The sequence below is a fragment of the Acinetobacter sp. TUM15064 genome (assembly GCF_008980265.1).
GTDB lineage: Bacteria > Pseudomonadota > Gammaproteobacteria > Pseudomonadales > Moraxellaceae > Acinetobacter.
Window position 1 is genome coordinate 1 of the sequence record NZ_BKFU01000074.1, and the last position, 15,631, is coordinate 15,631.

A 15,631-nucleotide genomic window follows, 5' to 3' on the forward strand; every position below is an offset into this window, starting at 1 on the left:
ACCTTCAACCTTCAACCTTCAACCTTCAACCTTCAACCTTCAACCTTCAACCTTCAACCTTCAACCTTCAACCTTCAACCTTCAACCTTCAACCTTCAACCTTCAACCTTCAACCTTCAACCTTCAACCTTCAAAAATAATAATTTATCTCTGCGTTACACACAAAATTAGACAGGATGTCTGATTGCTTGGTACTGAAATTGCTTAAACATTGTATGAACCAAGCCATCTATAAAAACTTAAGATATGGAGCTTCCTATGACAGACTCTCCGCTTAAAGATTCAATATCTTTATCAACACAAACAGTGCAAACTTCTGACGATTATTTTGAAAAAAGACAACTTAAACAAGGTGCTGTCGGCTGGCTACTTTTAGTCGGTTTAGGCGTGGCTTATGTCATTTCTGGTGACTTTGCAGGCTGGAACTTCGGTTTAGCTCAAGGTGGCTGGGGCGGTATGTTCATTGCAACAGTCGTAGTTGCCATTATGTATCTATGTATGTGCCTTGCCATGTCTGAAATGGCGACCATGCTTCCCACAGCTGGTGGAGGTTATAGTTTCGCCCGCACAGCTTTCGGCCCCTTAGGCGGTTATCTCACAGGTACTGCAATTTTAATCGAGTACGCCATCGCACCTGCTGCTATTGCCTGCTTTATTGGTGCTTACTGTGAATCATTATTTGGTATCGGCGGATGGATCATCTATTTGATCTGCTATCTGATTTTTATGGGCATTCATCTCAAAGGTGCGGGTGAGGCACTGAAAATCATCTTTGTGATTACCGCAGTTGCTGCTGTGGCCTTATTTGTATTTTTCGTCGCAATGGCACCCCATTTCAACAGTGCCAATCTGTTTAATATTGCTCAAACTGAAAATATTGGGGCAAGCAATTTCTTACCTATGGGCTATATTGGGATATGGGCTGCCGTGCCTTATGCAATTTGGTTCTTCTTAGCCGTTGAGGGTGTACCACTTGCAGCAGAAGAAGCTAAAGATCCATCTAAATCACTCCCGCGTGGTTTAATCGGTTCCATGCTTATCCTTGCTGCATTTGCCATGCTCATTTTGTTTCTTGGTGTTGGAGCAGCTGGTGCAGATCAATTAAAAGAATCAGGTGCCCCATTGGTCGATGCACTTGTTGCAGTCTATGGACCAAATACGTGGCTTGCTAGTTTTGTCAATTTTGTGGGTTTGGCTGGCTTAATTGCAAGTTTCTTCTCTATTATCTACGCCTATTCACGCCAAATTTTTGCATTATCTCGTGCAGGTTATTTACCGACATCCCTGTCACTCACAAATAAAAATAAAGCACCTTATTTAGCCATTATCATCCCTGGCATCATTGGCTTTTTACTGTCGCTAACTGGTGAAGGTGATCTACTTATTTTAATGGCCGTGTTTGGTGCGACTATTTCCTATGTTTTAATGATGCTGTCCCACATCAAACTCCGCATCAGTCGCCCTGAACTACCACGCCCATACAAAACACCAGGTGGCATTGCGACTTCATCTATTGCCTTAATTTTAGCCAGTATCGCAGTAATTGCAGGCTTTGTGGTCGACCCTAAAGTTTGGTTTATGGCGGCTGGTATCTATGTGGTATTTATTGCTTACTTCATCTTTTATAGTCGGCATAAACTGGTGCAAGGAACACCTGAAGAAGAGTTTGAAAATATTCGCAAGGCTGAGCAAGAATTATAAGAGGACCTTTCAAAATGGCTTATAAAACTTTGATTGGACATCAACATTATGTTTTTAATGACTTAAAAACGCTTATGGCAAAGGCAACACCATTGCGATCGGGAGATCAATTGGCAGGTGTTGCAGCTGAACATGCAACGGAACGTGTTGCTGCACAAATGGCTTTGGCAGAGGTTCCACTCAAACAATTTTTAACTGAAGCATTAATTGACTATGAACAAGATGAAATCACACGCTTAATCATTGATGAGCACCGTAGTGATTTATTTGCCCCTATTTCACATTTCACTGTAGGTGACTTTCGCAACTGGTTGCTCAGTGCAGATGCAAGCACAGAAAAGTTACAGCAACTTGCCTTAGGTTTAACACCTGAAATGGTAGCCGCTGTCAGTAAAATTATGCGTAATCAAGACTTGATTTTGGTGGCCAGCAAATGTGAAGTCATCACCCAATTTCGCAACACCATCGGTTTAAAAGGGCATCTTTCCACTCGTTTGCAACCCAATCACCCTACAGATGATCTCTTGGGGATATCGGCCAGTATTTTGGACGGACTGATGTATGGCAATGGTGATGCAGTCATAGGGATTAACCCCGCAACGGATAACCTCCAAAATTTATCAGAGCTCTTAAAACTCCTCGATCATATTATTCAAGAGCATCAAATTCCAACCCAATCCTGTGTGCTAACCCATATCAGTTCAGGCATTCAACTGGCTGAAAGAAATGTGCCGATTGATCTGATGTTTCAATCTATTGCAGGAACTCAACTTGCCAACGACGGCTTCGGGATTAATCTTGAGTTACTCCGTGAAGGTTATGAAGCGACACTCGCTTTGAAACGCGGCACTGTGGGACAAAACGTGATGTACTTTGAAACGGGTCAAGGCAGTGCTTTATCCAGCAATGCCCATCACGGTGTTGATCAACAAACCATAGAAGTTCGCGCTTATGCAGTCGCACGTAAATTTAACCCACTGTTGGTCAATACCGTGGTTGGATTTATTGGTCCAGAATATTTATATAATGGCAAACAAATTATCCGAGCAGGTTTAGAAGATCATTTTTGTGGCAAGCTTCTCGGCTTACCAATGGGATGTGACATTTGCTATACCAACCATGCCGATGCTGACCAAAATGACATGGATGTATTACTCACCCTCTTTGGTGCAGCAGGGTTGAACTTTATTATGGGCATTCCAGGTTCAGACGATGTCATGCTGAACTATCAAACCACATCGTTTCATGATGCCTTGTATTTAAGACAGCTTCTGGGTCTAAAAGCCGCACCTGAATTTGATACGTGGCTCGCCGAACAAGGGATTTTTAAACAACAGCAACAATACATTCAGTGGCCTGAACACATGCCACCTCAGTTTGAAAAACTTTTACATATATAAGGAGCAACCTATGTCACTTGTTCCTCTCGAAAACTATCAATCCGAACAGCATCAGGATGTTTGGGAAAATCTTAAAAAATTTACCGATGCACGAATTGCAATCGGACGTGCAGGTTGTAGTATTCCTACGCATGAAATGCTGAAATTCCAACTGGCCCATGCTGAAGCACAGGATGCAGTACATCAAGCTTTAGATGTCGATCTATTGGTCTCTAGTTTTAAAACCCAAAGTTTGGATAGTTTAACCGTACATAGCCAAGCCGAAGACAAGCAGGAATATCTAAAACGTCCAGATCTAGGGCGTTTGCTTAATAGTGAATCCTATCGTGGCTTACAAATGTTTAAAGCAAGTAACCCACAAGCTTATGATGTTTGTATTGTGATTGGGGATGGTCTTTCTGCACGTGCAATTGAAGAAAATGCCGTACCGTTTATTCAGCACCTCATCCCGCATTTGCAAGCTGAGCATTGGTCTATTGCTCCTATCGTTATTGCAACAGGCAGCCGAGTTGCTTTGGGTGACCAAGTTGCCGAATGCCTACACGCTACAATGTTGGTCATGCTGATTGGAGAACGCCCTGGTCTCAGCTCACCAGACAGCATGGGGATTTATTACACATGGAAAGCTAGCACTGGTACCCTAGACGCAAAAAGAAACTGTATTTCTAATGTTCGTCCTGCGGGTTTAAGTATTCTAATTGCAACACAACGGCTAATGTCACTCATGCGTGGTTCAAAAAAACTTGGCTATTCTGGGGTTGAGCTAAAAGACGAACACGAAATGGTGAGTCTGGACACTGCGCATACCCCTAAACGTTTATTTTAATTCTGAAGCAGATTAGCCATTACTTTGGCTAATCTGCTCTCTATCTAACTTACCTTTGCAGTGCTTGCTCAACAAAATGTAAGCGATCTTGTCCCCAGTACATCTCATCCTGCACAAAGAATGTCGGTGCACCGAAAATGCCCCGTTGAATGGCCAGTTCCGTTTCAGTGATCAGTTTTTGCTTCACCACATCCGACTGAACCATACTCATGATGTCATCTACAGAAAAGCCACTTGGTTTTAACACCTCTGCTAAGACAGCAGGTTCATTAAGGTTTTTGGGTGTACCAAACATCGCATCGAATAAAAGTTTTAAAACTTGCTCAAACTTTTCTAAATGCAACAATTGAACGCCTGTCAAAATACGCATCAAGGTTAAAGTATTCATGGGAAAATGTGGGTTCATTTGCATGGGAATGCCGTAATAATCAGCCCAACGCTGCATATCTAACATGGAATAAATACCTTTACTCGGAATCTCTATCGGACTTCTATTCCCTGTCTCCTTAAATACGCCACCCAATAAAATAGGTTTATATATGATTTGAAAACTTTGTTGCTCGGCCATTTGCCGTAACCGATAGTAGGCCAAATAACTATACGGGCTGCCCAAGTCAAAATAAAATTCTACGGTTTTCATGCTTTGTCCTTTTACCACGTTTCCATCCAAGGTCTTAAATCCAACTCATGCGTCCATGCATCACGCGGTTGTTGCGACAAATGCCAATAATTTTCTGCAATATGTACAGGGTTTAAAATGCCATCCTGCTCTTTACGTGCATACAACTCTGGGAAAGTGTCTTTGATGAAGTCTGTATCAATTGCACCATCAACCACCACATGGGCTACATGAATATTTTTAGGTCCCAATTCACGCGCCATACTTTGGGCTAAGGCACGTAATGCATGCTTTGCACCTGCAAAAGCGGCAAAGTTTGCTGCACCTCTTATTCCTGCGGTTGCCCCTGTGAAGATAATGCTCCCTCGTTCCCGTAGTACCATTCGCTTCGCTACTTCACGCCCTGTCAAAAATGCACCGAAGCATGCCATCTCCCAAATTTTAAAATACTTACGTGCAGTTTCTTCTAAAATGCTACACGGCACATTCGCCCCAATGTTAAACACCAAAACATCAATTTCACCAATATTGGCTTCAATTTCTTCCACCAAAGCAATGACTTGATCTTCTTTACGTGCATCGGAAGCAAAACCATACGCAATCCCCCCTTCAGCCTCTATGTCCGCAATTAAGGGCTGGAGCTTTTCGGCATTTCTTCGCGTCATACAGCTGATATAACCGCCACGGGCAAAACGTTTGGCAATTTCCCCCCCTGTTGCATCGCCTGCACCAATCACCAATGCCACTTTCTTTTTAGCTTCGGTCAATTGCGACTGTTGTTCTTGCTGTGTTCTATCCATAAATATTTTCCTTTTATAAAATAACGATCGTTATTATAACGATCACTATGTTATAGTTTTCAAAATCAGTCAATAATATTTTGATGAAATCACTATGCGCTACAAAACAGGCTATAAAGAAGAAAAACGTAAAGAGTTACTTAAAACCAGTGGCCAACTGGCCAAAAAACAAGGTTTTGCCAGTACTGGTGTCGATAGCTTTATGCAAGCCGCTCAAATGACCAGCGGCGCTTTTTATTCACATTTTTCGTCAAAACACGAATTATTTGAAGCACTCATTGAGTCAGAGCTACAACACAGTTTTCAGGCATGGCAAGCCAATCCTCATGAAAAACTATCTGACTGGATTGATTTTGAACTAGATCGCTATTTAGCTTTCTCTCATGTCCTGCGCCCAGATCATGGTTGTGTCATTCCCGCCTTGGCAACAGAAGTTGCACGTAGTAGCGAAAGCACAAAACAATGCTTTCAACAGGAAATGCTTCGTGGTCATGCTTTATTTACACAGCATCTGGGCAGTGAAACACAAGCTTGGGCTGTACTGTGCCAACTGGTCGGAGCTATTGTCATGGCACGCAGCATGGCTGATGAACATTTACAACATGAGATCTTAAACTCAAGTAAATGGATGATTAAAAATATGTTGCAACTTAAACAAAGTGAATGATTCCATTTGTCGTGTTTTTCTACATATTTTCTTCGTTCTTGACTTCAACTTCGGCTCATTTCCCTGTACATTTTTAGGCTCCTTAGTACCAATAAACGAGCCTGTCATGACTGTATTACCTGATACTATTTACGCCATTCAGCATCTTGCGTTTGAAGATCTAGGCGCATGGGAAGATGTGTTATATCAATTGGGTTATCGGGTACGATATTTTGAAGCAGGTAAAGATGACTTAGCTAAAGCATTAAGTTATGACGGTTTAACCGTCATCTTAGGTGGCCCTATCGGGGTGTATGAAACCGAAGACTACCCATTTCTACAACAAGAAATAGACCTACTGAAAGTGCGTTTAGAAAAAAATTTACCCACTTTAGGCATTTGCCTCGGTGCACAGTTAATCGCACATGCTTTGGGTGCAAAAGTGTATGCAGGTCATAGTAAAGAAATTGGCTGGAGTCAGTTACAGCTCCATACTCTTGAGCATAATCCATTACAAGCACTTGAAGGAACTGAAGTCCTGCATTGGCATGGGGATACGTTTGACCTCCCTGCGCAGGCTGAACTTTTAGCCAGCTCAGAGGTTTATCCTAACCAAGCGTTTCGTGTAGGCAAAAACATTCTCGGTTTACAGTTCCACCCTGAAGTCGCCGCCGATGGTTTAGAAAAATGGTTGATCGGGCATACCGCAGAGCTGCGCCAAGCAAGGATTAATATTCCAGCCCTACGTGCAGACAATCTACGTTTTGCAGCACCCTTAGAGCAAGTCTCAGGTCAGGTTATAGCAACGTACATGCAACAGCTGGTTGAAGTGAAAACTGCTTCTTAATACAAATGAAAACGAGTTCAAACTTTATAGAGTATAGTGATACGTTACACATTCTTTTAGTATTGCTTATCTGACATGCTATAAAAAAGCACCTCTGAACTCTTTCTAGTAGGTGCTTTTTTAAAATATATCACTTATTTTTTAACCCTATTGGGCTACGGCGTGAGCTCAATATTCAAAGCACATATTTTCATCTTTTTCAAAATGAAAAGAGCAACTAAGTTAGTTATAAATATACAGCTCCAGAAAAATATAGTGATATTTCAGATAAGAATAAAATCAAAGCATCGAATGGCGAGAATATGTAGAAAATCTTACAAATAAATAAAGTATTATTTATAAAGTCCAATGATTTTCAACTAGGGGCATATAAAGAAGTTCTTATTAACAGGCGCTCTTTCAATTCAAACACAGAACTCTAGACTTTATATTTTAATATTCAACGAAAATTAATAATTTAACAAATGAGAATAATTCTCTTTCATTTTATGGGTTATTTCTTTATATTTATCCCGTTTTTCCAACTATATAAATATTTAGGGGTACTAGTGAAACACTCTTTCATAATTCTTACTTTGGGACTGTTAATAACTACACTTTCTGGTTGTGCAACATCTCGTGGACTGATTCAAGTCCCTACACCTCATAATCCTACATCTTATCAAGAAGCAGCAAATTCTAAAAAAGTAGTGATTGCACTCGTTGAAGATGACCGAACTTTCGAAGATAAACCTGCAACTGCCGACATCCCATCTTTAAAAGATGGCTTGGCTAAGGCAACTGAAGCAGATAAAGCAAAAGCTGTTGCTCGTAAAAGAAATGGATATGGAAAAGCTTTAGGTGATATTTTGTTAGAAAAAGAAACTGTCTCAGAATTATTACAAAAACGTACTACCCTCGCTCTCGAACGATCTGGGTATGTAGTTCTTGAAAATAATGAAACTAACCGAGCAAATGCCGACTTTGTTCTCAACATTAAAATCAATAAGTTTTGGTCATGGTTTCAACCAGGATTTGCATCCATCAAAATCCATTCTGAAATTGATACAGATATTAGCAATACAAAAAATTTAGCTGCTGAGCCTGTTCATGTTTACAGTAAAGTAGTTAAATCTGCACAAGTTGCCAATGGCACCAAATGGATTGAAAATATTGACAATGTCCTAAATGACTACGAAACCAAATTAATATCATCCTTAACAAAAGTAACGCCATAACAGATTAATTCATATATCCGAGTATAATTAGATGAATAAAGCCCTAAAAAAGGCTTTATTCATCCACATATTTAGTTTTAAGATAACCCCAAAAGAATCAAACATTGCAAGCCGTAAAGATTAATCAATAAATCAGCTACTCACTTTTATTTTTCTATCATAATGAGTGGGTGTGTCAGATTAATCTAGCCATTTTTTATTAAATTCCCCCTCTATATAGATGAAAAATTTATGATTCCCCATCAAATAAGTATTTTAATTAAAAAAGGATCTTTCTAATATTCAGCTTAAAATAAATATTTGCAGTAAATACATAGTTATTCTATTCAACATACATGCTTTTCTAAGGGAGGAAATCATTAGTGTGAAATTCACCAATTGATTTTATGACTTTTCCACTAACTATTAAGTTCAAGAAGCTTTAGGACTGCTGTCTGCGCATTTTTTTGCTGAATTTCTAATAATTAAATAGCATTACTTCTAAAAAATCATAGTAATGCACAAGTTTAAACCACGTTAAATAAATTCCGATACTCGCATTTTGGGTAAAATTTCTATGAACCTATTAGTTTTATTATTATTTTGAGCAGAAGGATCACATTTCTTGTAAGGATGTTAGAAACAAAAAAGCTTACCAAGGCTCTCTCCTTCCTTGATAAGCTTTTGTATTACAAAAATTATTTTGCAACCGATGCTTCAGTCGTGATATTCACTGTGATCTTATCACCTACGTTCGGCACATAAGCTCCTACACCAAATGCAGAACGGTCAAATGAAGTTGTCGCATTGAAACCAATAGATTGAGCTTTCGTCATTGGATGCTCACCTTGCTTATTCAATACAGCATCCAATACAACAGGCTTAGTCACGTTTTTAACAGTTAAGTCACCTGTGATTTTGTATTTGTTTGCACCAACCGCTTGTACTTTAGTACTTTTAAAAGTGATGTTTGGATATTTTGCTGCATCAAAGAAATCTGCACCCTGTAAGTGCTCATCCAAAGCTTTTACATTGGTATTCAAGCTAGATAATGGAATCGTTACATTCACATACGAATTTGCAGGTTTTGCATTATCAACATTAATGACACCCTGAATGTCGCTAAAGTTTGCAGATGGTGTTGAAAAACCGAAGTGGTTCCATGAAAACACTGTTGCAGTATGTGTAGGGTCAATTTGATATGCTACAGGTTTCGCCATAGCAAATGTCGTTGCAGTTGCAACAGCCAAACCGATTGTTAAAGCTTTAAAGTTCATGTTTTTATCTCACACTGGAATACTGTTTAGTTTATAGAGTTTTACAGCGAATACACCCATAAAGATAAAACGATATGTTGCAAGTTTAGAACGATAAATTTGTTCTAAAATGTAGTCTTAGCACTACATTTTATATTGAATAAAACCTGTTTTCTTCGCGACTTTATTATAGAGTTGCTGAGCGACTAAATTATCCTGATGGGTAAGCCAATAGACTCGATCACATGCTCGCTTTTCAGTATGCATTTTGACATGTTCGATTCAAGCTCTTGCACCCCCTAGCCCACGATAGCCCTCATGCGTAAACAAATCTTGTAAGTAGGCATAAGGCTTTAGCATCTAACAGCTATCATGTTCTACCACATGCACATTACCTACAATTTGCTCATCGAGTTTCGTGGAAAAACCATACATATGTACAAGCTTAGGATCGGTAAGTTTATTCCATGTATGTTCAAAGATTTACTGATCCAGATCAGCCAGATAAAACGTTGATAGGCCTGCCACAACACCAGCCAATAGGACTGATTTATTTCGTCCAGTCGCACAATATGAATATTTTGTACTTTCATTTTGCTCTCAAAGGGATGTTAATTTTTTGTATGGCTTATATTTAAACTGAAATCGTCATAAAGAAAAAGCCTTATTGAATCACTTCAATAAGGCTTCTTTTAGACGTGAAAACCATCATAATTTTTCAATCAAAATCCGATCAATCAGCTTCATACCCGTCTGTTTTTCATGGTTTTTACGGCGAATCTTAATTTGCTTATCCTCTGCCAAGTCTTGCAATAGTAGTTCAACCGCCACCATCGCTTCCAAAGGTAGATCTGGTCCAATCCACTTCTGTTCGCCCGCATCCATTAACACGACTTCGTCATGAATTTGATCATATAAGCTCATATCTTCACCTAAAATTTATGCAACTACTGGCATCAGTATTTTGCATGTTGTATATGTCATTCAAAATAAAAGACGCCCCTAAACTGGGGCGTCTTTTTAACAGTCAACCGAGGGGGATTAAGCTGTCAATTCTTTTACTGCAGCAACGACCGCTTCAGTGGTAATACCGAAGTATTGGTATAAGTCTTTCGCTGGTGCAGATTCACCATAAGTCGTCATACCAATTACACGACCATCAAGACCTACAAACTTCCACCAGTAATCTACGTGCGCTGCTTCAACAGCAACACGTGCACGAATATTTGATGGAAGAACCGCTTCACGGTACGCTACATCTTGCTTCACAAATTCTTCTGCGCATGGCATAGATACGACACGCACACCTTCAAGCTGTGCATGTGCTTCCATTGCTAAAGATACTTCAGAGCCTGTCGCGATAATAATCGCTTTTAATTCGCCCTTTTCTTCAGCCAATACATAACCACCTTTCGCTACATTTGCAATTTGTGCATCTGTACGTGCTTGGAATGGTAGGTTTTGACGAGAGAAGATCAACGCAGTTGGGCCTTCTGAACGTACAAGTGCAGATTTCCAAGACACAGCAGCTTCAACGGTGTCACATGGACGCCAAGTATTTAAGTTTGGTGTACCACGTAAAGATGCAATTTGCTCTACCGGTTGATGCGTTGGACCATCTTCACCCAAACCAATTGAGTCATGTGTATATACATGGATTACACGTTGTTTCATCAACGCAGACATACGTACTGCATTACGCGCATATTCCATAAACATAAGGAATGTTGCAACGTAAGGAATGAAACCACCGTGAAGCGCAACACCGTTTGCAATTGCAGTCATACCAAACTCACGTACGCCATAGTGTACGTAGTTACCTGCTGGATTGTCTTGAACACCTTGGCAACCTTTCCAAAGTGTTAAGTTAGAACCAGCCAAGTCCGCAGAACCGCCTAATAATTCAGGCAATAATGGACCGAATGCTTGCAATGTGTTTTGGCTTGCTTTACGTGTAGCAATGGTTTCGGCTTTTGCATTAGTTTCAGCAATAAACGCATCTGCTTGAGCAAGGAATTCAGCTGGCAATTCACCTGAAAGGCGACGTTTCAATTCAGCTGCTTCAGTTGGATATTTTGCTGCATATTGCGCAAATAACTCATTCCAAGCCGCTTCAGAAGCTGTGCCTTTTGCTTTTGCATCCCATGCTGCATAAACGTCAGCAGGAATTTCAAATGGCCCTTCTGCCCAACCCAATGCTTCACGTGTTAATGCGATTTCGTCATTACCGAGTGGCGCACCGTGGCAGTCTTCTTTACCTTGTTTGTTTGGTGAACCTAGGCCAATAATCGTTTTACAGATAATGATCGTTGGTTTTTTCGTTTCAGCTTTTGCTTGCAAAGTTGCAGCACGTAATGCATCTGCATCATGACCATCAGCTTTAAGTACTTGCCAACCATAAGCCAAGAAACGTTGCTCTGTATCGTCAGAGAACCAACCTTCTACTTCACCATCAATCGAAATACCGTTGTCGTCATAGTAAGCAATCAGTTTACCCAGACCTAAAGTACCTGCAAGTGAACATGCTTCATGAGAAACACCTTCCATTAAACAGCCATCACCTAAGAAGCAATAAGTGAAATGGTCAACAACACTTAAGCCATCTTTATTGAACTGTGCTGCTAAAGTTTTTTCAGCTAAAGCAAAACCAACTGCGTTTGCAATCCCCTGACCAAGCGGACCAGTCGTAGTTTCAATACCTGGTGCATAACCTAATTCTGGGTGACCCGGCGTTTTAGAGTGCAGTTGACGAAATGCTTTTAAATCTTCAATTGATAAATCATAGCCCGTAAGGTGCAATAACGCATATTGCAACATAGAGCCATGACCATTTGATAGTACAAAACGGTCACGGTTCGCCCATTGTGGGTTAGTCGGGTTATGGTTGAAAAACTCACGCCATACCACATCAGCGATATCAGCCATCCCCATTGGCGCACCTGGATGTCCAGAGTTTGCTTTTTGCACAGCATCCATTGCCAATACACGAATTGCGTTTGCAATACGACGTTCGTTAAGCGGGGTTGTCATAGGTCAGAGTCCAAACAAATGATTTAAAGAGTAAGATGAATAGAATTCAAAGATAGGTGTATTGTCTTAAAAAAAGAGGAATGGGTAAAGCCTAATGGACAATATTTCGCTATTTATTCATCATCAATGTCTAATAAATGCGGGCATTGCCTAAAATCACAACAATTTCACTCAGAAATGCCTCACTAGCTTTTCTCTAGTTCAAATCCCATACGATAGAATCTTCAACTTTTAAAAACAAAGCTCAACCATCCTATTCACTAATCAGAACAAACCGTTATCTTTGAGTATCAAACACATCACAAGATACATTTGTATTTTTTACATACAATTAAACACGCATGGTGAATTTTATTCATTTTTTTAGATTTTTCATGAATTAGGACAAATTATAGATTCTTTTATGACACATATTTTGAGCATTTTTTATTTAATGCCAAAACAAGAAAACCAATAAAAAATAAGTCAAGTTTTTGTTTTATATTAAAATATAAACAGCGCATAACCCTCCAAAATACATGCCTCTATATTTTGAAGAAAAACCCGTTAATTTGCCATTTCGAACTAAAAATAAACGCTATATCAATTTTTTAGATGCCTATATCAGATAAAAAGTCGTTGAATTGAAATAAATTCAGTCATTTTGGTCGTGTAGAACTGGCTCAAACGGCTAAGTCGATGTACCATATTGCGTCTTTTAAATTAACTGTGATAGGACTTATGCGCGAGTACGCTGTATTTACCTCGGAATCTGTAAGCGAAGGCCATCCAGATAAAATGGCTGACCAAATCAGTGATGCTATCTTGGATGCGATCTTAAAAGAAGACCCATATGCACGGGTTGCTTGTGAAACGCTTGTAAAAACGGGTGCGGTAGTACTTGCCGGTGAAATCACAACAACTGCAAATGTTGACTTTGAAGCAGTAGTACGCCAAACCGTAAATGGCATTGGCTATCACCATTCTGACCTAGGTTTTGATGGTTCAACCTGTGCTGTGATCAACATGATTGGTAAACAGTCACCAGAGATTGCTCAAGGTGTAGACCGCCAAAAGCCTGAAGATCAAGGCGCAGGTGACCAAGGTTTAATGTTTGGTTATGCAAGCCGTGAAACTGACGTGCTTATGCCTGCTCCAATTTCATACGCACACCGTTTAATGGAAAAGCAAGCTGAACTACGTCGCAGTGGTGCTTTACCATGGTTACGTCCAGATGCAAAAAGCCAAGTAACTTTTGCTTATGAAAATGGCATGCCTGTTCGTTTAGACGCAGTGGTTCTGTCTACCCAGCACGATCCTGAAATTTCTCAAAGCAACTTAAAAGAAGCTGTTATTGAAGAAATCGTGAAAAAAGTAATTCCTGCTGAGATGTTCCATGCAGACACCAAATTCCACATCAACCCAACAGGAATGTTTGTGATTGGTGGCCCAGTGGGCGACTGTGGTTTAACAGGCCGTAAAATCATCGTAGACACCTACGGTGGTATGGCACGTCACGGTGGTGGTGCTTTCTCTGGTAAAGATCCATCTAAAGTTGACCGTTCTGCTGCTTACGCAGGTCGTTATGTTGCGAAAAACATTGTAGCTGCGGGTCTTGCAGACAAATGTGAAATCCAAGTGTCGTATGCCATTGGTGTGGCTGAGCCAACGTCTATTTCAATCAATACCTTCAATACAGCAAAAGTATCTGAAGAGCTGATCATTGCATTAGTCCGTGAACACTTCGACTTACGTCCATACGGTATCACTCGTATGCTTGACCTCATTCAACCGATGTATAAGCAAACTGCTGCTTATGGTCACTTCGGTCGCGAAGGTTCAGATACTGCATTTACATGGGAAAAAACTGACAAAGTGGAAGCGCTTAAAGCTGCAGCTGGTCTATAAGTTTGATTCCAAAAGAAACCCGCTTAATGCGGGTTTTTTTATTTTCACTGATGGAAAATAGCCCATCAGTTCAATCGTGAAGTCATTGAACATCACTTACTTTGGTTTATTTTCATGATTAAGCACATCAAAAAGTGAAGTCACAGCGGTAGGTTCACTATTTCGATCCGTCAAATAAACTTGTACAGATTTAACAATAATGGCCGCTGCTAAACATGCAACAATACAGAAAATCCAAAATCCAAAAGGGCTTCTAATATTGTGTGATCCACAGTTTGGGCAGTCTTTGTCTGTTGATGCGACAACTGTTTCGCAACAAGCGCAGTGATATTGATAGAGCATAACTTTCCCCCTTTGTTTTCTTACTTTCTTGTTTTTATTGTCCATCACCCTGCCTCACAGAATGTTAGATTAATTTATCTTATGTGAGTATTTGTTGAGGCACAAGTACCATTAACCTGAAATGCTGTCAGCAAAAACTTACACCGTAAAACTAATCAACTGAATTAAAAACAATTCCTTGTTATAACACCCAATCATGACAATTTCATTTTGTAACATAATAGTTTTTGACGTATTCCATCATATTTGCTTAAAACCCTTTAGTTTTCTAGCGATTGTTTATTAAAATACGATGCAACGATGAGGAAGAAAGAATGGTTCAGTTGATCAAAAAAGGCGGTTTACGCGAACGTGCCAACCGTAGTCGTAGCTATAAGGGCTCAGAAAATACCGAAGCGACATTGCAGCCTAACCGTTATACACAGAGTAAAAAAGACGAGGCCTCCACCTTGGAACAGATCCCATCATCTAAAGAACTTAAAGAGAACTTAGATGTAGATTGCAAGAGCATCATACCAAAGCCATAAAGCAAAAATCAGGAACAACCCACCAGAAAAAATGTCGATATAACTTCCTGAACGCTGATAAGCCGCCTTAATTTTAGGTAATGACAAAAGCATCATCAACAATGCAAAAGTCATAAAAGTTTGAATTGGAATAATCACCGCAAGCTGCATTTTTAAGTAAGGACTTGCGCTAGAACTCAAGGCTAGTGAAAACACACTACTAAAATAAATCAGCGTTTTCGGGTTGGACAAGTTCGTCAGCAAACCTGACATGAAATAATGGTTGGCCTTCGGTGTAGCCAGTTTTTGACCATCATCCAGCATTGCGTCTTGCTGTATTGTGTTGATGCCTGTTTTCAACATGAACCAGCCCATACGTGCGAGAAACACCCCACCAACCAACATCAATAGCTGTTGAATCCATGGCATTTTGTCGATGAGTACAGTAAAACCTAACAAGGTTAAAACCACCCAAACCACGATGCCAACGGAAATACCTAAGATAGTTTTTAACGTATTTTTTTGTGTGGTCGAAGCTGAACTTTTGGCAATCAGCAAAACATCAGGACCGGGAC

The 15,631-nt window shown here is 40.0% G+C and carries 15 protein-coding genes and 1 pseudogene; 8 read left to right on the plus strand and 8 right to left on the minus strand.

Translation table 11 applies throughout. The annotated features are described in order from the left end of the window. Positions 1-258: 258 nt before the first annotated feature. Genes eat through eutC form a run of 3 tightly spaced genes read left to right on the plus strand, consistent with a single transcriptional unit; the run spans position 259 to position 3,927 of the window. Positions 259-1,701, plus strand: a complete 1,443-nt coding sequence (eat, locus tag GBI16_RS15850) for an ethanolamine permease (protein ID WP_086210172.1) — start codon at positions 259-261, stop codon at positions 1,699-1,701. A 14-nt stretch (positions 1,702-1,715) separates the two neighbouring features. Next, positions 1,716-3,101 carry an ethanolamine ammonia-lyase subunit EutB gene (locus GBI16_RS15855; RefSeq protein WP_110975885.1) on the plus strand — a complete coding sequence of 462 codons (1,386 nt, stop codon included), beginning with the start codon at positions 1,716-1,718 and terminating at the stop codon, positions 3,099-3,101. 10 nt (positions 3,102-3,111) lie between these two features. After that, positions 3,112-3,927: an ethanolamine ammonia-lyase subunit EutC gene (gene eutC / locus GBI16_RS15860; RefSeq protein WP_110975884.1), complete on the plus strand. Its 816-nt coding sequence runs from the start codon at positions 3,112-3,114 to the stop codon at positions 3,925-3,927. Positions 3,928-3,976: 49 nt separating this feature from the next. Here eutC and GBI16_RS15865 read toward each other — a convergent pair whose 3' ends face one another. Further along, positions 3,977-4,567, minus strand: a complete 591-nt coding sequence (locus GBI16_RS15865) for a 2-hydroxychromene-2-carboxylate isomerase (protein WP_151707436.1) — start codon at positions 4,565-4,567, stop codon at positions 3,977-3,979. An 11-nt stretch (positions 4,568-4,578) separates the two neighbouring features. Then, a complete protein-coding gene (locus GBI16_RS15870) occupies positions 4,579-5,346 on the minus strand; it encodes an SDR family oxidoreductase (RefSeq protein WP_151707437.1) in 768 nt (255 codons plus the stop codon). Positions 5,347-5,440: 94 nt separating this feature from the next. On the opposite strand from GBI16_RS15870, the gene GBI16_RS15875 reads away from it, so the two are divergent. From GBI16_RS15875 to GBI16_RS15885, 3 genes are all read left to right on the plus strand, one after another. Further along, positions 5,441-6,013 carry a TetR/AcrR family transcriptional regulator gene (locus GBI16_RS15875; protein ID WP_151707438.1) on the plus strand — a complete coding sequence of 191 codons (573 nt, stop codon included), beginning with the start codon at positions 5,441-5,443 and terminating at the stop codon, positions 6,011-6,013. A gap of 106 nt (positions 6,014-6,119) precedes the next feature. Then, a complete protein-coding gene (locus GBI16_RS15880; protein ID WP_110975881.1) occupies positions 6,120-6,839 on the plus strand; it encodes a glutamine amidotransferase in 720 nt (239 codons plus the stop codon). A gap of 563 nt (positions 6,840-7,402) precedes the next feature. Beyond that, the gene (locus tag GBI16_RS15885; RefSeq protein ID WP_110975886.1) at positions 7,403-8,056 is read left to right on the plus strand and encodes a flagellar biosynthesis protein; all 654 of its coding nucleotides are present in this window, start codon (positions 7,403-7,405) and stop codon (positions 8,054-8,056) included. A 677-nt stretch (positions 8,057-8,733) separates the two neighbouring features. Here GBI16_RS15885 and GBI16_RS15890 read toward each other — a convergent pair. The 4 genes and pseudogenes from GBI16_RS15890 to tkt form a co-directional block, all read right to left on the minus strand. Beyond that, positions 8,734-9,312, minus strand: coding sequence for a YceI family protein (locus tag GBI16_RS15890; protein WP_086210178.1), 579 nt, complete (start codon positions 9,310-9,312; stop codon positions 8,734-8,736). A 123-nt stretch (positions 9,313-9,435) separates the two neighbouring features. Next, positions 9,436-9,884: pseudogene (locus GBI16_RS18965) on the minus strand (GNAT family N-acetyltransferase). A gap of 115 nt (positions 9,885-9,999) precedes the next feature. Beyond that, a complete protein-coding gene (locus GBI16_RS15900) occupies positions 10,000-10,215 on the minus strand; it encodes a hypothetical protein (RefSeq protein WP_004696769.1) in 216 nt (71 codons plus the stop codon). Between the two features lie 117 nt (positions 10,216-10,332). Continuing rightward, positions 10,333-12,321: a transketolase gene (gene tkt, locus GBI16_RS15905; RefSeq protein WP_151707439.1), complete on the minus strand. Its 1,989-nt coding sequence runs from the start codon at positions 12,319-12,321 to the stop codon at positions 10,333-10,335. Between the two features lie 720 nt (positions 12,322-13,041). Between tkt and metK the strand changes: the two genes are divergently transcribed. Then, on the plus strand, positions 13,042-14,208 hold the full coding sequence (gene metK / locus GBI16_RS15910; RefSeq protein WP_086210181.1) for a methionine adenosyltransferase: 1,167 nt from the start codon (positions 13,042-13,044) through the stop codon (positions 14,206-14,208). Between the two features lie 96 nt (positions 14,209-14,304). On the opposite strand, the gene GBI16_RS15915 is transcribed toward metK, so the two are convergent. Next, positions 14,305-14,550: a hypothetical protein gene (locus tag GBI16_RS15915; protein ID WP_162900260.1), complete on the minus strand. Its 246-nt coding sequence runs from the start codon at positions 14,548-14,550 to the stop codon at positions 14,305-14,307. Between the two features lie 314 nt (positions 14,551-14,864). On the opposite strand from GBI16_RS15915, the gene GBI16_RS15920 reads away from it, so the two are divergent. Continuing rightward, entirely contained in the window at positions 14,865-15,077 is a 213-nt protein-coding gene (locus GBI16_RS15920) for a hypothetical protein (RefSeq protein ID WP_086210183.1), read from the plus strand. Here the strand turns inward: GBI16_RS15920 and GBI16_RS15925 are convergent. After that, positions 15,039-15,631: LysE family transporter (locus tag GBI16_RS15925; protein WP_151707440.1), on the minus strand; the 593-nt coding region annotated here is incomplete at its 5' end. The two genes, GBI16_RS15920 and GBI16_RS15925, sit on opposite strands and share 39 nt — an antisense overlap.